The sequence below is a fragment of the Sodalis sp. RH21 genome, assembly GCF_047324175.1.
Classification (GTDB): domain Bacteria; phylum Pseudomonadota; class Gammaproteobacteria; order Enterobacterales; family Enterobacteriaceae; genus Acerihabitans.
Genome location: NZ_CP178732.1, coordinates 3,998,486 through 4,018,832, shown reverse-complemented (window position 1 = coordinate 4,018,832; position 20,347 = coordinate 3,998,486). Strand labels below are relative to the sequence as shown.

Annotated in this window: 13 protein-coding genes and 2 pseudogenes; 8 read left to right on the top strand and 7 right to left on the bottom strand. The window is 55.9% G+C overall.

Going from position 1 to position 20,347, the window contains the following annotated elements; genetic code table 11:
- Nucleotides 1-17: 17 nt before the first annotated feature.
- Both serS and ACL2XP_RS18515 read left to right on the top strand, forming a co-directional pair.
- Nucleotides 18-1,310: a serine--tRNA ligase gene (gene serS / locus ACL2XP_RS18520; RefSeq protein ID WP_413734488.1), complete on the top strand. Its 1,293-nt coding sequence runs from the start codon at nt 18-20 to the stop codon at nt 1,308-1,310.
- A gap of 209 nt (nt 1,311-1,519) precedes the next feature.
- Complete coding sequence (locus ACL2XP_RS18515) at nt 1,520-2,665, top strand: MFS transporter (RefSeq protein WP_413734486.1); 1,146 nt, start codon at nt 1,520-1,522, stop codon at nt 2,663-2,665.
- Between the two features lie 150 nt (nt 2,666-2,815).
- On the opposite strand, the gene ACL2XP_RS18510 is transcribed toward ACL2XP_RS18515, so the two are convergent.
- The 5 genes from ACL2XP_RS18510 to ycaO form a co-directional block, all read right to left on the bottom strand.
- Complete coding sequence (locus ACL2XP_RS18510; RefSeq protein ID WP_413734484.1) at nt 2,816-4,561, bottom strand: ABC transporter ATP-binding protein/permease; 1,746 nt, start codon at nt 4,559-4,561, stop codon at nt 2,816-2,818.
- A gap of 266 nt (nt 4,562-4,827) precedes the next feature.
- Nucleotides 4,828-5,568, bottom strand: a complete 741-nt coding sequence (pflA, locus tag ACL2XP_RS18505; RefSeq protein ID WP_413734482.1) for a pyruvate formate lyase 1-activating protein — start codon at nt 5,566-5,568, stop codon at nt 4,828-4,830.
- Nucleotides 5,569-5,743: 175 nt separating this feature from the next.
- Entirely contained in the window at nt 5,744-8,026 is a 2,283-nt protein-coding gene (gene pflB, locus ACL2XP_RS18500; protein WP_413734480.1) for a formate C-acetyltransferase, read from the bottom strand.
- Nucleotides 8,027-8,088: 62 nt separating this feature from the next.
- Nucleotides 8,089-8,946, bottom strand: a complete 858-nt coding sequence (gene focA / locus ACL2XP_RS18495; RefSeq protein WP_413734479.1) for a formate transporter FocA — start codon at nt 8,944-8,946, stop codon at nt 8,089-8,091.
- A 513-nt stretch (nt 8,947-9,459) separates the two neighbouring features.
- Nucleotides 9,460-11,226: a 30S ribosomal protein S12 methylthiotransferase accessory factor YcaO gene (ycaO, locus tag ACL2XP_RS18490; RefSeq protein WP_413734478.1), complete on the bottom strand. Its 1,767-nt coding sequence runs from the start codon at nt 11,224-11,226 to the stop codon at nt 9,460-9,462.
- 246 nt (nt 11,227-11,472) lie between these two features.
- On the opposite strand from ycaO, the gene serC reads away from it, so the two are divergent.
- From serC to ihfB, 5 genes and pseudogenes are all read left to right on the top strand, one after another.
- The gene (gene serC, locus ACL2XP_RS18485) at nt 11,473-12,558 is read left to right on the top strand and encodes a 3-phosphoserine/phosphohydroxythreonine transaminase (RefSeq protein WP_413734477.1); all 1,086 of its coding nucleotides are present in this window, start codon (nt 11,473-11,475) and stop codon (nt 12,556-12,558) included.
- A 113-nt stretch (nt 12,559-12,671) separates the two neighbouring features.
- On the top strand, nt 12,672-13,955 hold the full coding sequence (gene aroA / locus ACL2XP_RS18480; RefSeq protein ID WP_413739219.1) for a 3-phosphoshikimate 1-carboxyvinyltransferase: 1,284 nt from the start codon (nt 12,672-12,674) through the stop codon (nt 13,953-13,955).
- Between the two features lie 231 nt (nt 13,956-14,186).
- The gene (cmk, locus tag ACL2XP_RS18475; protein WP_413734476.1) at nt 14,187-14,870 is read left to right on the top strand and encodes a (d)CMP kinase; all 684 of its coding nucleotides are present in this window, start codon (nt 14,187-14,189) and stop codon (nt 14,868-14,870) included.
- A gap of 109 nt (nt 14,871-14,979) precedes the next feature.
- Nucleotides 14,980-16,665: pseudogene (rpsA, locus tag ACL2XP_RS18470) on the top strand (30S ribosomal protein S1); the annotation flags it as partial.
- Nucleotides 16,666-16,756: 91 nt separating this feature from the next.
- Nucleotides 16,757-17,044: an integration host factor subunit beta gene (gene ihfB, locus ACL2XP_RS18465; RefSeq protein WP_413734475.1), complete on the top strand. Its 288-nt coding sequence runs from the start codon at nt 16,757-16,759 to the stop codon at nt 17,042-17,044.
- An 88-nt stretch (nt 17,045-17,132) separates the two neighbouring features.
- Here the strand turns inward: ihfB and ACL2XP_RS18460 are convergent, their stop codons facing one another.
- Nucleotides 17,133-17,435 (bottom strand): helix-turn-helix domain-containing protein, encoded by a 303-nt coding sequence (locus ACL2XP_RS18460; protein WP_413739218.1) that lies wholly within the window; start codon nt 17,433-17,435, stop codon nt 17,133-17,135.
- Nucleotides 17,392-17,786, bottom strand: a pseudogene (locus ACL2XP_RS18455) (type II toxin-antitoxin system RelE/ParE family toxin). Before ACL2XP_RS18455 ends, ACL2XP_RS18460 begins: the two are co-directional and overlap by 44 nt.
- A gap of 272 nt (nt 17,787-18,058) precedes the next feature.
- On the opposite strand from ACL2XP_RS18455, the gene ACL2XP_RS18450 reads away from it, so the two are divergent.
- Nucleotides 18,059-20,332 (top strand): ComEC family protein, encoded by a 2,274-nt coding sequence (locus ACL2XP_RS18450; protein WP_413734474.1) that lies wholly within the window; start codon nt 18,059-18,061, stop codon nt 20,330-20,332.
- The last annotated feature ends 15 nt before the right edge of the window (nt 20,333-20,347 follow it).

The window sequence follows — 20,347 nt, the reverse complement described above, 5'->3', positions numbered from 1 at the left end:
ATAAGCACAGGACTAGCATGCTCGATCCCAATCTACTGCGCAATGAGCTAGACGCAGTTGCCGAGAAACTGGCTCGCAGAAATTTTAAGCTGGATGTCGATACTCTGCGCAAACATGAAGAACGCCGCAAAGTATTGCAAGTGGAAACCGAAACCTTGCAGGCCGAGCGCAACTCCCGATCCAAACTGATTGGGGCGGCGAAGGCGCGGGGCGAAGACATCGAGCCGCTGCGCCTGGAAGTGAATCGTTTGGGTGAGCGCCTGGATGCGGCTAAATCCGAGCTGGATATTCTGCAAACCGCTATCCGCGATATAGCCCTGTCGCTGCCCAATATCCCCGACGATCGCGTGCCGACCGGCAAAGATGAAAACGACAACGAAGAAATCAGCCGTTGGGGCGAGCCTCGGCAGTACGATTTTGAAGTGCGCGATCATGTCTCCCTGGGCGAGTTGTCCGGCGGGCTGGATTTCGCCGCGGCGGTCAAGCTGACCGGGGCGCGTTTCGTGGTGATGAAAGGGCAAATCGCCCGCCTGCATCGCGCACTGACGCAGTTTATGCTGGATCTGCATACCGAGCAGCACGGCTACCAGGAAAATTATGTTCCGTATCTGGTGAATCACGCATCGCTGTACGGTACCGGCCAGTTGCCGAAGTTCGCCGAGGACCTGTTCCATACCCAGCCCCTGAGCGAAGAGGCCGATACCAGCGCTTATGCCCTGATCCCGACGGCGGAGGTGCCGCTGACCAATCTGGTGCGCGACGAGATCCTCGACGAAGACGTATTGCCCCTGAAGATGACCGCCCATACGCCGTGTTTCCGCTCGGAAGCGGGCTCTTACGGCCGCGATACCCGCGGGCTGATCCGTATGCACCAATTTGACAAAGTGGAGCTGGTGCAGATCGTCAAGCCGGAAGATTCCATGCGTACGCTGGAAGAATTGACCGGCCATGCGGAGAAAGTGCTGCAATTGCTGAACCTGCCTTATCGCAAGATCCTGCTGTGCACCGGGGATATGGGGTTCGGCTCATGCAAGACCTACGATCTGGAAGTCTGGCTGCCGGCGCAAAACACCTACCGGGAAATTTCGTCCTGCTCCAATATCGGCGATTTCCAGGCGCGGCGCATGCAGGCGCGCTATCGCAGCAAAGACGACAAAAAGCCCCGTCTGGTGCATACCCTTAACGGCTCCGGCCTGGCGGTAGGCCGCACGCTGGTGGCGGTGATGGAAAACTACCAGTTGGCCGACGGGCGCATTGAAATTCCCGCGGTGCTGGTGCCGTATATGAAGGGCCTGACGCATATCGGGTAATTGCTGCCTGTACCGTACGCGCTCCAAATCATGCACTGCAATATAAAAGGCGCCGCCAGGCGCTTTTTTTATGCCTTCTACGGCCGCCGGCGGCCGTAACCCCCTGACCCCCAGCAAAAAATGCTGGCGCATCTTTAGGCTAATTGACTTTTAGTACGGGAGTGGCATGATGCGCTCAATTCCTGCGCGTTGAGTCCGGTTTCCATATCATGTCTGTCTATTCCCGCCCGGTGGTGATGCTGCTCACGGGGCTTTTGTCGTTGACGATTTCCATCGCGGTTTTGAATACGCTGGTGCCCCTGTGGCTGTCCCATGAGGCTTTGCCGACCTGGCAAATCGGGCTGGTGGGGTCATCCTATTTTACCGGCAATCTGGTGGGTACCCTGCTGGCGGGCGCGCTGATCAAACGCGTGGGATTCAATCGCAGCTATCATTATGCCTGCATCCTGTTTGCCGCCGCCACCCTGGGGCTGGGATTGTCCGTAGGTTTTGATACCTGGGTGGTTTTCCGGTTTGCGGCCGGGGTGGCGTGCGCGCTGATTTGGGTCGTGGTGGAAAGCGCCCTGATGCGCAGCGGTACCGTGCATACGCGCGGGCAGCTGCTGGCCGCCTATATGATGATTTATTATATGGGGACGGTGATTGGACAATTGCTGCTGAGCGGCGTGCCCACGGCCCTGCTGTCGGTATTGCCCTGGGCTACCACGCTGATGATCGCGGCGGTGTTGCCGCTGTTGTTCAATCGTATCGATGCGCAGGGTACCGAAGCGCCCAGGATCGCCGTGTGGCCGATGCTGCGGCGGCGTAATGCGCGGCTGGGGATCAATGGATGCATTATCTCCGGGGTGGTGCTGGGGTCGCTGTACGGCCTGTTGCCGCTGTATTTGTCGCATCTTGGCCTGAGCGACGGCAAGGTGGGGTATTGGATGGCGCTGCTGGTGAGCGCGGGCATCATCGGCCAATGGCCGATCGGGCGTTTGGCCGATCGTTACGGCCGGCTGATGGTGTTGCGGGTGCAGATTTTTATGGTGATTGTCGGCAGTTTGTCGATGCTTAGCCACGCTGCCATGGCGCCGGCGCTGTTTGTGCTGGGGTGTTCTGGGTTTACCCTGTACCCGGTGGCCATGTCGTGGGCCTGCGAGAAGGTGAGCGCGGATGAGTTGGTGGCGATGAATCAGGCGTTGTTGCTGAGTTATACGGTGGGTAGCCTGTTGGGGCCGAGTATGACGGCGATGTTGATGGAGCGTTATTCCGATCCCGTGCTATTTGTCATGATTGCTGCGGTGGCGGTGGTGTATTTGGCGATGCTGCTGCGTAAGCCGGATCACCACCAGACGCCGGTGGCCACTGCCTGACAGGGGCCCCCTCCCTTTGACACAAATACCATGCCCGGGGACCTGGACGGCCAGGAAATGGCCGCCTCGACCCCTAGGGCATGCTCTCCTTTACTACATCGCTCCGCGGGTTGTGGCGGTGGCGTGCATACCATGCCGGGGTGCCGGCGGTTAGCTGCTTTGGGGCAGTTCGCTGAGGTTGAGCACGGCGCTGTCTTGTTCGTCGCGGCGTTCGAAGCGCCAGCAACGGGTGTGATAGCGGGCCACGCTGTTGCGGTGGGCTACGCTGACCACCGTTACGCCCGGTAGGGTTTCCGTCAGCAGGCGGTACATCAACTGCTCGTTTTCATCATCCAGGGCGCTGGTGGCCTCATCCAGGAATAAGATATCCGGTTTGATCAATAACGCCCTGGCGAATGCCAGGCGCTGTTGTTCGCCGGGCGATAGCCAGTGGCTCCAGTTGGCCTGTTGGTGCAGCATGGGTTGTAAATGCCCCAAATGGCAGAGTTCGAGCATGGCCAGCATTTGCGGTTCGCTGAAGTGGTCCGGCGCTTCCGGGTAGCACAGGGCTTCCCTCAGGTTGCCGATGGGAATATAGCTGCGCTGGGGCAAGAACAGTATTTTTTTATGCGCCTGTAGGCCGATGTCGCCGGAGCCGAAAGGCCAGATGCCGGCAATGGCCCGCAGCATGGTGGATTTGCCGCAGCCCGAAGGGCCGACGATAAGTACCCGTTCGCCGGCGGGGATGGATTGGGTAACCGGTAGGAATAGCGTGCGCCCCGACGGAATGGTAAGGGTCAGTTCATGTAGCGATAGGGCATCATCAGTGGTTTCCTGGCGGGTAATGGCCGTTTTTTTGCTGCTGTGGCGTTCTACCGCGGCGTTGAAGCCGGCCAGGCGGTTGATGCAGGCTTTCCAATTGGCCAGTTGGTTAAAGGCGTCGATAAACCAGGATAACGCCCCCTGTATTTCGCCAAAGGCCGAGGAAATTTGCATCAGCGTGCCGAGTTGGATGGCGCCGGAAAAGTAGCGCGGCGCGGCGACAAGTATCGGGAAGATAATCGCAAATTGGCCGTAAAAATTGCTGGCCACGTTTAGGCGGCGGCTGACGCGCATTATCGACCACCAGTTGGCGCGGATGGATTCGAATCTACCGTCCAGCTGTTTTGCTTCGCGCGGTTCGCCCTGATACAGCGCAATCGCGTCGCTGTTCTCGCGAATGCGGATCAGGCCGAAACGGAAATTAGCCTCGAATTTTTCCTGTTCAAAGCCCAGGCGCACCAGCGGCCGGCCTACGAACCAAATCAGCAGCGAACCCAGGCCGGCATAGAGTATGGCAAACCATACCATATAACCGGGTATGGTAAACTGATGCCCGCTCAGGGTGAAGGAGAGGGGACCGCTGACCGACCAGAGGATGGAGATAAAAGAAACAAAGGTGACTACGCTTGAGAGTAACCCCAGGGTAAGGGACAGGGTGCCGCTGGTGAGCGCATTAAGATCTTCGGCGATACGCTGATCCGGGTTATCGACTGTTTGCTGTTGTTCGGTATGGTAATAAACGTGGTGGTGCAGCCATTTATCCATATATTGCCGGGTCATCCAGCGCCGCCAGTACATTTGCAGGCCCTGGGTGAGGTAAATTTTATAGATGGAGATCAGGATAAATAGCAGCGCCAGCCAGGTAAATTTAATCAGCTGGCTTTTAAACACCGCAAAATTTTTATTCTGCAAGGCGTCATAGAATACCCGGTTCCATTCGTTAAACAGCACGCTGATATATACGGTGGACAATGACAGGATAACGATCACTGCCAGCATTCCCCAGGCGCGCCATTTTTCCTCTGAAAGCCAAAAAGGCTTTATTAACTGCCATATTTCGTGCCAGTGCGCGGCTTTAATGGGGGTTTGTTTCATAGGTTGCGTATCATGCCAATTATCATTAGTTCAAACATATCATAATACGTCAAAGCCTAAAAAGGCTGGCAAAAATAACCGGATAGATTGGTAAGTAAACGTGTAACAATTCGGGCGGTTACCGATCAATCAGCGGGTAAAAGGGCGATCGATACGCCGGGCCGGACCCGGCGCATTGCCGGCGCGTCGGCCGTCAGAAAAGGGAGCATGTTGACGGGCGCCCGGGACCTGCACTGGGGCAAGCGGTCCCGGGCGATAGGGAGGGGTTAATACATGACTTTGTGGCCGTAGCCGGCCAGAATATCTTTTACGCGGTCCATGGTCTCCGTGGTCGGCGGTTTGACGCCGTCGAGTTTGTACTCTTCGCCCATGGCGATCCATTTATGCTTGCCCAGTTCATGGTAGGGCAACAGCTCGATTTTTTCGATATTGGCCATGTCCTTGGTGAACTCGCCCAGCATATGCACGGATTTGTCATCGTCCGACCAGCCTGGCACCACGACATAGCGGATCCAGGTGCGCTTGTTGATCTTGGCCAGATAACGGGCGAAATCCAGGGTACGGTGGTTGGACACGCCCACCAGGTTTTGGTGGATATCGTCGTTCATTTCTTTGAGATCGAGCATCACCAGATCGGTGACTTCCAATAACTCATCGATTACCGGGTCATAACGGCGCACATAACCGTTGGTATCCAGGCAGGTGGTAATTCCCTCGGCATGGCAGGCGCGGAACCAGTCGCGCACGAACTCGGCCTGTAAAATGGCTTCGCCGCCGGAGGCGGTTACGCCGCCGCCGGAGGCATTCATGAAGTGCCGGTAGGTGACGACCTCTTTCATGATCTCCTCAACGGAGATCTCTTTGCCTGCGTGGGTGTCCCAGGTATCCCGGTTGTGGCAATACAGGCAGCGCATCAGGCAGCCCTGGAAAAAAATGATAAAACGAATGCCTGGGCCGTCGACGGTACCGCAGGATTCAAACGAATGGATGCGACCAAGTACTGACATTGCGGGGTTTTCTCCATTTTATGCGGGGAATTTGTTTTGGCTGCCGGCCATAAAACATAGCTTTCAGCCAAAGCAAACTGTCCGGAGCAGGCCACAAGCCTGGCGAAGATGATGATTAAAAAGGCCCCACTTTCGTGGAGCCTTTATTTTACGCCTTTTCAGACGGTGTGGGAAATTACATTGACGCGGTGAAGGTACGGGTAATAACGTCCTTCTGCTGTTCTTTGGTCAACGAGTTGAAGCGTACGGCATAACCGGAAACACGAATGGTCAGGTTAGGGTAGTCTTCAGGATGTTCCATGGCCTGCACCAGCATTTCACGGTTCATCACGTTGACGTTCAGATGCTGACCGCCTTCGACGCCGGCTTCATGATGGAAATAACCATCCATCAGACCAGCCAGGTTGGCTTTACGTACATCTTCATCTTTACCCAGTGCTTTAGGTACGATAGAGAAGGTGTAAGAAATACCGTCTTTCGCATAAGCAAACGGCAGTTTGGCAACCGAGGTCAACGAGGCCACCGCGCCTTTCTGGTCACGACCGTGCATCGGGTTGGCACCAGGTCCGAACGGCGCGCCTGAACGACGGCCATCAGGGGTGTTACCGGTTTTCTTGCCGTAAACCACGTTGGACGTGATGGTCAGGATCGACTGGGTTGGTACGGCGTTGCGATAGGTCGGCAGTTTCTGAATTTTCTTCATGAAACGTTCCACCAGGTCACAAGCGATGTCATCGACGCGCGAGTCGTTGTTACCGAACTGCGGGTATTCGCCTTCGATATCAAAGTCAATCGCCATGCCGTCGGCATCGCGGATAGGCTTAACTTTGGCATACTTGATGGCGGACAGGGAATCGGCGGCGACGGACAAGCCGGCGATACCGCAGGCCATGGTGCGGTAGACGTCACGGTCATGCAGCGCCATCAGCGAAGCTTCGTAGCTGTATTTGTCATGCATATAATGGATGACGTTCAGCGCGGTGACATACTGTTTGGCCAGCCAGTCCATGAAATGATCCATGCTCTTAAGCACGATATCATAATCAAGTACCGCATCTTTGATCGGTTCGGTTTTCGGGCCGACCTGGATTTTGGCTTTTTCATCCATGCCGCCGTTGATTGCGTACAGGACCATTTTGGCCAGGTTCGCACGGGCGCCGAAGAACTGCATTTGTTTACCGACAACCATTGGGCTTACGCAACACGCAATCGCGTAATCATCATTGTTGAAATCGGGACGCATCAGGTCATCGTTTTCATACTGTACGGAAGACGTGTCGATAGAAACTTTAGCGGTGAATTTCTTCCAGCTAATCGGCAGTTTTTCCGACCACAGGATGGTCATGTTTGGTTCAGGCGCCGGTCCCATGGTGTACAGGGTGTTCAGGAAACGGAAGCTGTTTTTGGAAACCAGCGTACGTCCGTCAACGCCCATGCCGCCCAGGGATTCAGTTGCCCAAATCGGGTCGCCGGAGAACAATTCATCATATTCAGGGGTACGCAGGAAACGGACCATACGCAATTTCATGACCAGATGGTCAATCAATTCCTGAGCTTGTTCTTCAGTGATTTTGCCTGCTTTCAGATCGCGTTCGATATAGATATCAAGGAACGTCGACGTACGGCCAAACGACATAGCGGCGCCGTTCTGGGATTTAACCGCGGCCAGATAACCGAAATAAGTCCATTGAACAGCTTCCTGCGCGGTAGTAGCCGGGCCGGAGATGTCGCAACCGTATTTGGCGGCCATTTCCTTGATTTGTGCCAGGGCACGATGCTGGTCGGCAATTTCTTCACGCAGACGGATAGTTGCTTCCAGATCTTCGCCGTTTTCCAATTTGCTTTGCAAAGAGGTAAACTGGGCGAATTTATCTTTCATCAGATAATCGATGCCGTACAGCGCAACGCGGCGATAGTCACCAATGATGCGGCCACGGCCGTAAGCATCGGGCAAGCCGGTCAGGGCGCCGGTTTTACGGCATTTAAGGATGTCCGGAGTATAAACATCGAATACGCCCTGGTTATGGGTTTTGCGATATTCGGTAAAGATTTTTTTAACTTCCGGGTCCAGCTCGCGGTCATAGGCTTTGCAAGAGCTTTCAACCATCTTGATGCCGCCAAACGGGATAAGCGCGCGTTTCAACGGGGCATCGGTTTGCAAACCAACGATTTTTTCCAGGCCTTTATCGATATAGCCGGCGTCATGAGAAGTAACGGTGGCGACAACGTCCGTATCAAAATCAACCGGCGCATGGGTGCGGTTTTCGGTTTTGATGCCTTCCATCACTTTGCCCCACAGGGTAGTGGTGGCAGCAGTAGCGCCCGCCAGGAAGGCTTCGTTGCCTTCATAAGGGGTATAGTTTTTCTGGATAAAGTCGCGAACGTTGACTTCAGTCTGCCAGTCGCCTTTGCTAAAACCTTCCCAGGCAGTGGCTAATTTTGTGTTCAGATCGGTCATTGTATACCTACCTTCTAATGTGGATTTCTTCAAACCCGGCTTTACGGGGGGTACCTGGCAAATTAATGCTGGTTCCCACCGCGCAGATAAATCATCCAATATGTCAATCCTACCAGTAAACCCCCACCGATAATGTTGCCAATTGTCACTGGTATCAGGTTATCGATGATAAAGTTGCCAACGGTAAGATGTGAAAATTGTTCTGGAACCATCCCAATCGCTTGCCAGAATTCCGGCGCGGCAAAATCTTTAATGACAATGCCCAATGGGATCATAAACATGTTGGCGATGCTATGCTCAAAACCACTGGCAACGAACATCGCGACCGGAAAGATCATGGCGAACATTTTATCGGTCAGGCTGCGGCCGGAGTAACTCATCCATACCGCCATGCAGACCAGCAGGTTAGCCAGGATACCCAAACATACCGCTTCAACAAAAGTATGGTGCATTTTGTGATCGGCGGTCTGTAAAACATTCAGGCCCCATGCGCCGTTTGCCACCATGTGCTCCCCTGAGAACCAGATCAGGGCGACAAACAGCAGCGCGCCCACCAGGTTGCCAAAGTAAACATTAATCCAATTGCGCAGCAACTGCCCCCAAGTGATACGCCCGCTGGCCTTGGCGACGATAATCAGCACCGTGGAGGTAAAGAGATCGGCGCCGCAGACCACCACCAGCATCAACCCCAGCGAAAAGCAAATCCCGCCGATAAGCTTGGTGATGCCGTAGGGCATGGTGCCGGCACCGGTGGTTGCCGTAATATAAAAAGCGAAGGCTATGGAAATAAAAACGCCTGCGGTAATGGCCAGAAAAAACGTTTTGGATGGTTGCTTGGTTGCTTTGTAGACTCCCGCCTCTTCAGCAACGCCGGCCATGGCATCCGGTAATTTCAGGTCAAAAGGATTATCAGCCTTCACACATACACTCTTCGTTGGATTAATTAACGCCCTAATTCTAACAAACGAGTATAGAGCAAAAATTGATATAGATCATAATGGCCCAAACTTAATAGGCTTGCAATAGGCGAAAAAGGCGGGCGGTTAATTATAACTAATTGAAAATTATAGTGAAAATAAATTTTAATTATTACATAAAGATTTGAAGACCACATTTTTTGTACATTTTGGCCCGTTATGCAATAACCAGGAATGTGGCGGTATTGTTTCAGTTTCTTGAATTATTTTGCTGCGTATTACTTTTTTGAAACAATAAACCAAAATACGAAACTTCTATCCGGGCATTATTTTTCCTGCCGGTCCGAATAGCGCTATTAGCGGTATTGCGCCCTAAAGCCTTAATTAGAGTAGGGTTATTGCGCCACCCTGCAGGTGTAGCGCGGCGTTTTACCATCCGCAGGCAAAATGGGACCAGGGGCCAGCGGCCCGGCAACAGCGGGCATTTTAGCACGGCCGCCCGGTCCTGTCCCGGCGTTACGCTTTAGCCTGCCAATAGCGCCGTTTAGCCGCCTGCAGCTTTTCATAGGCGGCGAGCAGCGCGCGATGAGCGGGCAGGGCATGCAGGTCGTTGTCGATGTTAAATAAACCCTCGAAACAATTTTCGCCCCTGAGGGCGGCCGACGCGCGCTCCAGGGCGGCTTTGCCGTACATGCGTTCAAAAGCGGCGTGATATTGCTGCGGGTCGCGATCCGGCTCCTGGGTCAATAGCAGCAGGGTATGCAGGCAGCGGTAAAAGTTTTCCCGCTGATCGGAAAACACCGAGGCGTTAAAATCCCGGGTCCATTCGGCCCACATCAGCGCCTGCTCAAGATCGCCGCCGGCCAGGGCCAGCATGACTTTGAGTTCGCCTACCCGCAGGGTATACCAGCCGTTATCTTTACCGGTCGCCATGCCCAGCAATTCCCGGACGCGGGTAAAGTCGTCCAGCCCTTCGTCATCGAGCTGTTCGATTAATGCCAGATAACGCTCCGGGGGCCAGTGGCTGTCCGGCAAGCTGGTCAGGGTGTCGCGCCAGTGGATGGCCATGGCGTTATTGGCCAGCAGCAAATCCTCCACCGGATAGATATCCGACATGCCAGGCACCAAAATACGGCAGGCATACACCTCCAGATGTTCATAATCCGCAATATAGACTTCCATGCCCTGCCGCTTGAAAATAGCCATCAGCGTGGCGAACTCATCGCCGGTGCTGCCGCTGAAATCCCAATCCGCGAAGGTATAATCGGCGTCGTGCTTGAATAAGTCCCAGGAGATCAAACCGCTGGAGTCGATGAAATGCGTCTCCAGGTTGGTCTGCTCCGCCACTTCTTCATCATCGAAGGTGGGCGGCGTGAACACATCCAGATCTTTGAGGCTGCGGCCTTGCAGCAGTTCCGTTACCGTACGTTCCAGCGCCACGCCGAAATCCGGATGGGCGCCGAAAGAGGCGAAGCAGGTGCCGTTGGCCGGATTAAACAGCACCACGCAGATCACCGGGTACACCCCGCCCAATGAAGCATCGTAGGCAAAAATGGGAAACCCTTCCGCTTCCAGGCTGTTAATCGCTTCCACTACCCCGGGATAGCGGGACATGACGGCCGGCGGAATCATCGGCAGGCTGATGGATTCGGCGATGATGCGGTTTTTGATATGGCGCTCGAAGACCTCCGACAGGGCCTGTACCCGGGCCTCGTTGGCGGTATTGCCCGCCGACATGCCGTTGGAGACATAGAGGTTGCCGACGATATTCATCGGGATATAAACCGTCTGCCCGTCGGACTGGCGGCTAAAGGGCAGGGCGCAGATTCCCCGCTCGGCGTTGCTTGATTGCATGTCGACGAGGGCGCGGGCGGTCAGCTCCCGGTCCGGATCGTAAAATGCGCGCAGGCGTTCGTCGAGTATGCCGGCGGGCAGTTGGTCATCCGCGGGCAGGGGAAACCATTTTTCATCGGGATAATGCACAAACTCGCCGTGGGCGATGCCGTGGCCGAGATAAAAATCGGCAAAAAAGTAGTTAGTGGATAGGCGCTCGAAATACTCGCCCAACGCCGAGGCCAGCGCGGCTTTTTTGCTGGCGCCTTTACCATTGGTGAAGCACAGCGGGCAGTCGCGGTCGCGGATATGCACCGACCAGACATGGGGAACCGGATTGAGCCAGGAGGCCTCTTCGATATTAAAGCCCAGCTCGCCGAGCCGCTGGTAGAAGCGGGCGATGGAATCCTCCAGGGCGGCGTCTTTGCCGGGAATAAATGTTTGTGACATGCAGGCTCTCTTTATTATTGTCTTGAAAGGCCCATAATACGGTGTTTTCTCAGCGGGCTCCATGTATTCTCCTTATCGCGCCCGGGGACGCCGACAATTTTCCCGCCGGTCGCGCCGGTTCGCCGCCGCGCGCGGACGGGCGGCGAAATAGCATAAGATAATCAATAACCATTGCGGCACCCCGATGCGAGTGATAAAAACGATAGAACAGGTATTCACGAATTTTTTGGCCAAGTGGTGAGGGAAATGAATCAGGTATTTAATTTTAGCGCCGGTCCGGCGATGATCCCGGTGGAAGTATTACGCCGTGCGGAACAGGAATTGCGTAACTGGCATGGCTTGGGGATGTCGGTGATGGAGATAAGCCATCGCAGCAAAGAATTTATCGAGATGGCCAAGGAGTCCGAGCAGGATCTGCGCGATCTTTTGCAAATACCTGATAATTACAAAGTCTTGTTCAGCCACGGCGGCGCCCGCGCGCAGTTCGCCGCGGTGCCGTTAAACCTGCTGGGCGACGGCGTCAGCGCCGACTATATCGACGGCGGTTATTGGGCGCACAGCGCGGTTGACGAAGCGCGCAAATATTGCGATCCGCGGGTTATCGACGTGAAAACCCGGATAAATGGCCTGCGCGCCATTAAACCCATGAGCGAATGGGCCCTGTCCGCCGACAGCGCGTATGTTCATTATTGCCCTAATGAAACCATCGATGGCCTGGCCATCGACGAAACCCCTGATTTCGGCGATAAAGTGGTGGTGGCGGATTACTCTTCGACCATAATGTCGCGTCCGCTGGATGTCAGCCGTTTTGGCGTGATCTATGCCGGGGCGCAGAAAAATATCGGCCCGGCCGGCCTGACGCTGGTGATCGTGCGCGAAGATTTGCTGGGCAAGGCGCGCCGTGAACTGCCCTCGGTACTCGATTATCAGGTGCTGGCGGAAAACGACTCCATGTTCAATACACCGCCGACCTTTGCCTGGTATCTGTCCGGCCTGGTGTTTAAATGGCTGAAGGAGCAGGGCGGCCTGGTGGAAATCGACAAACGCAACCAGGTGAAGGCGCAGACGCTGTATCAGTATATCGACCAGAGCGGGTTTTACCGTAATGATGTCGCCCCAGGCAACCGTTCGCGTATGAACGTGCCGTTTTTATTGGCGGACGCCGCGCTGGATAAGCTCTTCCTGGAGGAATCATTGGCGGCGGGGCTGCATGCACTGAAAGGCCATCGGGTGGTGGGCGGTATGCGCGCGTCGCTCTATAACGCCATGCCGCTGGCCGGCGTCGACGCGCTGGTGGACTTTATGACCGGTTTCGCCAAGCGCCACGGCTGATGTCCGCTAGCGCCGCATAGACATAAAGATATCGTGTTGTACCTTCCTAGCGGCGACCCGGGCGTAGCGCCGGGCCGCCGCTGCTATATTTGCTGGAGAATGCGTTTTACATGCTGGAATCCCTGACCCTACAACCCATTGCCCATATCGACGGCACCATTAATCTTCCCGGCTCGAAAAGCGTATCGAACCGGGCGCTGCTGCTGGCGGCGCTGGCCGAAGGCACCACCCGCCTGACCAATCTGCTCGACAGCGACGACGTGCGCCATATGCTCGACGCCCTCGGCGCGCTGGGGGTAACTTATCACCTGAGCGCCGATCGCCGGCAGTGCGAAATAATCGGGTTGGGGCATGCCCTGACCGCGCGGGTTCCCCTCTCGCTGTTTCTGGGCAACGCGGGCACCGCCATGCGTCCGCTGGCCGCCGCCTTGTGCCTGGGCCGGCACGACGTAACGCTGACAGGCGAACCGCGCATGAAAGAGCGTCCCATCGGCCATTTGGTGGATGCGCTGCGCCAGGGCGGGGCGGAGATTGAGTATCTGGAGCAGGAAAATTATCCCCCGCTGCGCCTGCGCGGCGGTTTTCGCGGCGGCGATATCACCGTTGACGGCAGCGTATCCAGCCAGTTCCTGACCGCGCTGCTGATGACCGCGCCCCTGGCCGGGGAAGATACCGCGATCCGCATTAAAGGCGAGCTGGTTTCCAAGCCTTATATCGATATTACCCTGGCGCTCATGAATACCTTCGGCATTCAGGTGCGCAATGACGACTACCAGAGTTTTCATGTGCGGGGCCGGCAGACTTATCGCTCGCCGGGCCATTATCTGGTGGAGGGCGATGCGTCGTCGGCCTCCTATTTTCTGGCGGCGGCGGCCATCCGGGGCGGCACCATCCGCGTCACGGGGATCGGTAAGAACAGCGTGCAGGGCGATATCAGGTTCGCCGACGTGCTTGAACGCATGGGCGCCATAATCCGCTGGGGCGATGATTTTATCGAATGTACCCGCGGCGAGCTGCGCGCCATTGATATGGATATGAACCATATCCCCGACGCCGCCATGACCATCGCCACCACCGCGCTGTTTGCCCGCGGCACCACCACGTTGCGTAATATCTTTAACTGGCGGGTCAAGGAAACCGACCGGCTGGCGGCCATGGCCACCGAGCTGCGCAAAGTAGGCGCCGAAGTGGACGAAGGGGAGGACTATATTACTATTACCCCGCCGGCGGCCTTGACGTACGCGGAAATCGGCACCTATAACGACCACCGCATGGCCATGTGCTTTTCCCTGGTGGCCTTGTCCGATACGCCGGTGACCATCCTCGATCCCGAATGCACCAACAAGACCTTTCCCGATTATTTCCGGCAGTTGGCCGCGGTCAGCACCTTGAAATAACCCAGCCGCGGATCATCGTCCCGGCCCGCCGCAAATGATTTGCCGCCGGGCCGGGCAAAAAGGGCGGCGGCGGGCTACACTGTCGCTATCAGCCCGGAGATATCTTAATTTACGTTCCAGACGCCTATTCCTGACACCTTAGGGTAACCTTTGTGGCACATGATGCGTATAATGCCCCCACGGTAATTTTATTTTAATGGAACTGAAGTTCGCCGCTGAGAGGAGAAGATCATGACAGCAGTAGTCCCGGTGATCACCATCGATGGACCGAGCGGTGCGGGGAAAGGAACGCTGTGTAAAGCATTGGCGGAAGCATTGGGATGGCATTTGCTCGATTCGGGCGCCATCTATCGCGTTTTGGCGCTGGCGGCCCTGCATCACCAGGTGGATATCGACGCCGAAGAGGCCCTGGTGCCGCTGGCGGCGCATCTTGACGTCCGCTTCAAAGTCCAGGCGGGCGAGCTGGAAATCATCCTGGAAGGCGAGGATGTGAGTAACGAAATCCGCAATGAGACCGTGGGCAACACCGCGTCCAAAATCGCGGCTTTCCCGCGGGTGCGCGAAGCGCTGCTGCGCCGGCAACGCGCGTTTCGCGAGGCCCCAGGCCTGATTGCCGACGGGCGCGACATGGGCACCGTGGTGTTCGTCGAGGCGCCGGTGAAGATTTTTCTCGACGCGTCATCGGAAGAAAGAGCCCACCGCCGTATGCGGCAGTTGCAGGAAAAGGGCTTTAGTGTTAACTTTGAACGCCTTTTATCCGAGATAAAAGAAAGGGACGAACGCGACAGAAGTCGCCCGGTGGCGCCGCTGGTTCCCGCACCAGATGCTCTGGTACTGGATTCCACCCGCATGACTATCGATGAAGTGATAGCCCAGGCGCTGGCACACTCGAAACGTATTCTGGCGTTATCGTAGCTTTAGAAACAACTACCCCGTTGCAAGGATTGGCAATGAGGCGTGTAAAACAACCCCATCGAGCAGGATGCCGGATGGACGTTAATCAAAAACACCTGAAGATTATCAAACTATGACAGAATCTTTTGCTCAACTCTTTGAAGAATCCCTGAAAGAAATCGAAACCCGTCCCGGTTCCATTGTGCGTGGTACCGTAGTTTCCATTGATAAAGACGTAGTTCTGGTTGACGCCGGACTGAAATCTGAATCCGCCATTCCTATCGAGCAGTTTAAAAATGCTCAGGGCGAACTGGAAATCCAGGTCGGCGACCAGGTTGACGTCGCGCTCGACGCGGTGGAAGACGGTTTCGGTGAGACCTTGCTGTCTCGCGAAAAAGCCAAGCGCCATGAAGCCTGGCTGATGCTGGAAAAAGCCTACGAAGAAGCCGCGACCGTTACCGGCATCATCAACGGCAAAGTGAAGGGCGGTTTCACCGTCGAACTGAACGGCATTCGTGCGTTCCTGCCGGGTTCGCTGGTTGACGTGCGTCCGGTACGCGATACCCTGCATCTGGAAGGCAAAGAGCTTGAGTTTAAAGTTATCAAGCTGGACCAGAAACGTAACAACGTTGTGGTTTCCCGTCGTGCGGTGATTGAATCCGAAAATAGCGCGGAACGCGATCAACTGCTGGAAAACCTGCAGGAAGGCATGGAAGTCAAGGGTATCGTTAAAAACCTTACCGACTATGGCGCGTTTGTCGATCTGGGCGGCGTAGATGGCTTGCTGCATATCACCGATATGGCCTGGAAGCGCGTTAAGCATCCGAGCGAAATCGTGAATGTAGGTGATGAAATCACCGTTAAGGTCCTGAAATTCGATCGTGAACGCACCCGTGTCTCCCTGGGCTTGAAACAGCTGGGCGAAGATCCTTGGGTCGCTATCGCGAAACGTTATCCGGAAGGCACCCGCCTCACCGGTCGCGTGACCAATCTGACCGATTACGGCTGCTTCGTTGAAATCGAAGAAGGCGTTGAAGGCCTGGTTCACGTTTCAGAAATGGATTGGACCAATAAGAACATCCATCCGTCCAAGGTTGTCAACGTTGGCGACGTGGTAGAAGTCATGGTTCTGGATATCGACGAAGAACGCCGTCGCATCTCCCTGGGCCTGAAACAATGCAAGTCCAACCCATGGCAGCAGTTCGCTGAAACCCATAACAAGGGTGACCGCGTTGAAGGCAAGATCAAGTCAATCACTGACTTTGGTATCTTCATCGGCCTGGAAGGCGGCATCGACGGTCTGGTTCATCTGTCCGACATCTCCTGGAATGTCGCCGGCGAAGAAGCCGTGCGTGAATACAAGAAAGGCGACGAAATCGCGGCCGTGGTTCTGCAGGTTGACGCAGAGCGCGAACGTATTTCCCTGGGCGTGAAACAACTGGCTGAAGATCCGTTTAATAACTACCTGTCTTTGAATAAGAAAGGCACGATAGTTACCGGTAAAGTCACTGCAGTTGACGCTAAAGGTGCTACAGTTGAATTAGCTGGCGGCGTTGAAGGCTATCTGCGTGCTTCCGAAGCCTCGCGTGACCGCATTGAAGACGCGACCCTGGTTCTGAACGTGGGCGACGACGTTGAAGCTAAATTCACCGGCGTTGATCGTAAAAACCGCGTTGTCAGCCTGTCCGTACGTGCGAAGGACGAAGCTGATGAGAAAGATGCTATCGCTACTGTGAACAGCACCAACAAGCAGGAAGATACCAGCAACTTCTCCAGCGCAATGGCTGAAGCGTTCAAGGCAGCTAAAGGCGAATAATAATGGGGGAGCGGTGTCGCCACCGCTCCTGGACGGTAGCTAAGCTTGTCGTATGCTTTCTTGACTAAGGGCATACGAACTTGGAGGAACTATGACCAAGTCTGAACTTATTGAAAGACTTGCTGGCCAGCACGCTCATATCCCGGCGAAAGTCGTGGAAGATGCCGTGAAAGAGATGCTCGAACATATGGCGACCACACTCGCCAGCGGTGAGCGCATCGAAATCCGTGGTTTCGGCAGTTTTTCGCTTCACTACCGTGCACCGCGTGTCGGACGCAACCCTAAAACCGGGGATAAAGTTGAATTGGAAGGCAAATATGTGCCCCATTTCAAACCCGGCAAAGAGCTGCGCGACCGCGCCAATATTTATGGTGCGTAACGCCGCGTTTGATTAAACGTGCCGCCGTTATTCATCGACGCAAACAAAAAAGACGCCCGTGGGCGTCTTTTTTTTTTGGCTTGTCGGCTCAGATGGCAAATTCCAGATGCTTGCCGCCGGGGAGGTCCACCCCTAAGCGCAGGGTGCCGCCCATTGATTCGATATAGCGTTTAAGCGTGGAGATTTTAAGTTCGTTGCCCCGTTGCTCGATGGCCGCGACGGATGACTGGGCGATACCCAGTTTTTTAGCCACTTCCGTCTGCGACAGATGCAATGCCTCGCGGATTTCATACAGGCGCGTTTCGAGCAGCATTGCCGCCGCTTTTTCTTCGATTCGTTGCCGGTTTTCAGGCGTTTCTTTGGCCAGGAGTTCTGTTAGCGTCGCCATTATATGTTCTCCAGTTTTTTAGATGGTTGGCAAATTCTGCGTCAGCAGTTTTGATCATGTGCTTATAAAAGCGTTTTTCATCTTTTCCCCGTTTATCGCCGGCGCAAAATAGGACGGCGCGGCGTTTAGGGTCAAAAGCGAAGAAAGCGCGCACCGGATGCCCATGGTGCTGGATGAGCAACTCTTTCATATTGCAATAGCGCGAGCCATATCGCGTATCCACATAAGGGCGCGCCAATGCGGGTCCCCTGTGACGCGCAGCAGAAGCATTGCCGCCAGCACGTCTTGGCGCAGCAGGTCATTTTGCCCGGCCAGCCATAACGCAAATACGTCGGTGGTGATAACGGTCCACATCCTTGTTTTCCTTATAGACCGTAGTCTATAGATTTGATTTTATCGATTCCCGTCTATAAATACAATGTCACAAACTTCTTTGCCTGACTTCTCCCTCGCCCTGCGCGCATTGCCGCAAAATAATCTGTAAACCAGCAAGCAGCAGTAAAGATTTACATATCGCTTCGCATTCCCATCAGCTGCTGATAGCGCAATGCGGTCCCGCAGGTAAAAATCAGCCACCACGCTTAATACGAGAAATTGCCGATGGCGCCTGCCGGAGTGCATTGCTAATGCCGCTGTCCGCGAGTCACCTCGCCCTGGCGGCGATTATGGGTATTTTACCGTTAACCTGGCTGCCCGAGTTGCCGGATGTCCCGTGGTTGTATGGCGTGGTCGCCGGCGCCGGGTTGCTGCTGTTTACGCGCACTCCGGCATGCCGGCTGGCCGCGGTAGCCTTGGCCGCCTTTGCCTGGGGCTGCTGGTGCGCCGCGCAATTGTTGCAGCAAACCGCGTTGCTGTCCCAGCCCAGGTTGTCCGTCCAGGCGCAAATCGTCGGGATTAATCATCCCGACAACCCGCGGTCCGGCGCGGCGATAAAACTTACCCACGCCGGGGGTAAACGCCTGTTTCCGCCGATCTATGCCTCGGTCACCTGGGCTCGTTTACCGCAGCGCTGGTGCGCCGGGCAGCGGTGGCGGATGATCCTGAAGCTGCGCCCGCAGCACAGCCGGCTGAACGAGGGGGGATTCGACAGTCAGCGTTGGGCGGTGGCCAATCACCAGCCGCTGGTCGGGCGGGTAATTAAAGCCAAAGTCGTCGATGAACGCTGCGGGCTGCGCCAGCGGCTTATCGACCGCAGCGTCCGGCAGTTCAGCGGGCTGCGCTGGCCGTCCATCCTGATGGCGCTGGGATTTGGTGAAAGCAAAACGATGCCCGAGGACACCCGCCTGCTGTTACAGCAAACCGGCACCGCCCATTTAATGGCTATCTCGGGCCTGCATATTTCGCTGGCAGCGCTGTTCGGCTGGCTGGTGGCGCGCGGCGGACAATTTTTCCTGCCCATGGCATGGGTCACGCCGGCCGTGCCGCTGTTTATCAGCTGGCTGAGCGCCGCCGGTTACGTCTGGATTTCCGGAGTGAATTTCCCGGCGATCCGCGCGTTGCTGGCATTGAGCCTGTGGATCGCGCTGCGCATCCGCGGCGTGCATTGCAGCCCCTGGCAGGTCTGGTTATGGTGCGTCGCCCTGATTCTGGTTACCGACCCGCTCAGCGTGCTGTCCAGCAGCCTGTGGCTTTCCTGCCTGGCCGTGGCGTCGCTGCTTTTCTGGTTCCAGTGGGCGCCGCTGCCGGCGCGGTTCCAATCCGGGCTGGCCTGGGCGTGGCTGCGCTGGCTGCATTTGCAATCCGGCATGACGCTATTGCTGCTGCCGCTGCAATGGGGGCTATTCCACGGCGCCAATGCATTATCATTGCCGGCCAATCTCTGGGCGGTACCGCTGGTTTCCTTCATCACCACGCCGCTGATTCTCGCCGCCATGTGCCTGTTTATGCTGCCGCCCGTCAGCCGGATGCTGTGGTATCTGGCCGACCGGTCCCTGACGCTGGTGTTTAAACCGCTGCCGCCGCTGCGGCAAGGCTGGTTTGAACTCACCGATACCGGCATCGCCTGGAGCATCGTCGGCTGGCTGGCGGTAATCGCCTGGCGTTTTGGCTGGTGGCGCACCTACCGGTGGAATATGGTGGCCATTGGCGTAATGCTGCTGTCGCAGCGGGAAAAAAACGACGGCCCGCGCTGGCGGCTCGATATGCTGGATGTCGGCCATGGGCTGGCGGTGGTCGTTGAAAAAAGCGGCAAAGCGCTGCTCTACGACACCGGCGCGGGTTGGGAAGGCGGCGATATCGGGAAAGCGGAGATAGCGCCTTATCTGAAATGGCGCGGCCTGGCGCCCGAAGCCATGATGCTCAGCCACAGCCACCAGGATCACATCGGCGGTTTGGCCACGCTGAAAAAAATCTATCCGGGCATCCCGGTATCGAGCTCCTATCGGCAGCGCGGGCATCTGCCCTGTCTGCAAGGACAGCGCTGGCGCTGGCAGGGGCTGCAATTTAGCGTGCTGTGGCCGCCCGCCCAGGTTGATAAGGCCGGTAATGACGATTCGTGCGTGGTTAAAATCGATGACGGCAGGTTCAGCGTATTATTAACCGGCGATATCGAAGGGCCGAGCGAACGGGCGTTGCTTAAGTCTTCGCGCCGTCTGCTGCAGGCCGATATCCTGCAGGTGCCCCATCATGGCAGCAAGACCTCATCCACCCGGTCGTTTCTCACCGCGGTGCGGCCCAAAGCGGCGCTGGCCTCGGCGGCGCGTTTTAGCCCCTGGCGATTGCCGGCGCCAACAATAATGGCGCGTTATCGGCAACAGGGCATCCCCTGGCACGATACCGCCCATTCAGGACAGGTCAGTATCCATTTTTATGACCATAATTGGGTAATAAAAGGGTATCGGGAGCAAATTATGCCGCGATGGTATCACCAGCGGTTTGGCGTCCAAGCCGATAATGAGTAGAATGGTCGGCTATTT

Excerpts from the sequence above, each read along its gene's own strand:
- ycaO (WP_413734478.1), bottom strand. The coding sequence starts at position 11,226 with ATGTCACAAACATTTATTCCCGGCAAAGACGCCGCCCTGGAGGATTCC.
- pflB (WP_413734480.1), bottom strand. The coding sequence starts at position 8,026 with ATGACCGATCTGAACACAAAATTAGCCACTGCCTGGGAAGGTTTTAGC.
- serC (WP_413734477.1), top strand. The coding sequence starts at position 11,473 with ATGAATCAGGTATTTAATTTTAGCGCCGGTCCGGCGATGATCCCGGTG.
- serS (WP_413734488.1), top strand. The coding sequence starts at position 18 with ATGCTCGATCCCAATCTACTGCGCAATGAGCTAGACGCAGTTGCCGAG.
- ihfB (WP_413734475.1), top strand. The coding sequence starts at position 16,757 with ATGACCAAGTCTGAACTTATTGAAAGACTTGCTGGCCAGCACGCTCAT.
- cmk (WP_413734476.1), top strand. The coding sequence starts at position 14,187 with ATGACAGCAGTAGTCCCGGTGATCACCATCGATGGACCGAGCGGTGCG.
- pflA (WP_413734482.1), bottom strand. The coding sequence starts at position 5,568 with ATGTCAGTACTTGGTCGCATCCATTCGTTTGAATCCTGCGGTACCGTC.
- ACL2XP_RS18510 (WP_413734484.1), bottom strand. The coding sequence starts at position 4,561 with ATGAAACAAACCCCCATTAAAGCCGCGCACTGGCACGAAATATGGCAG.
- ACL2XP_RS18450 (WP_413734474.1), top strand. The coding sequence starts at position 18,059 with ATGCCGCTGTCCGCGAGTCACCTCGCCCTGGCGGCGATTATGGGTATT.
- ACL2XP_RS18515 (WP_413734486.1), top strand. The coding sequence starts at position 1,520 with ATGTCTGTCTATTCCCGCCCGGTGGTGATGCTGCTCACGGGGCTTTTG.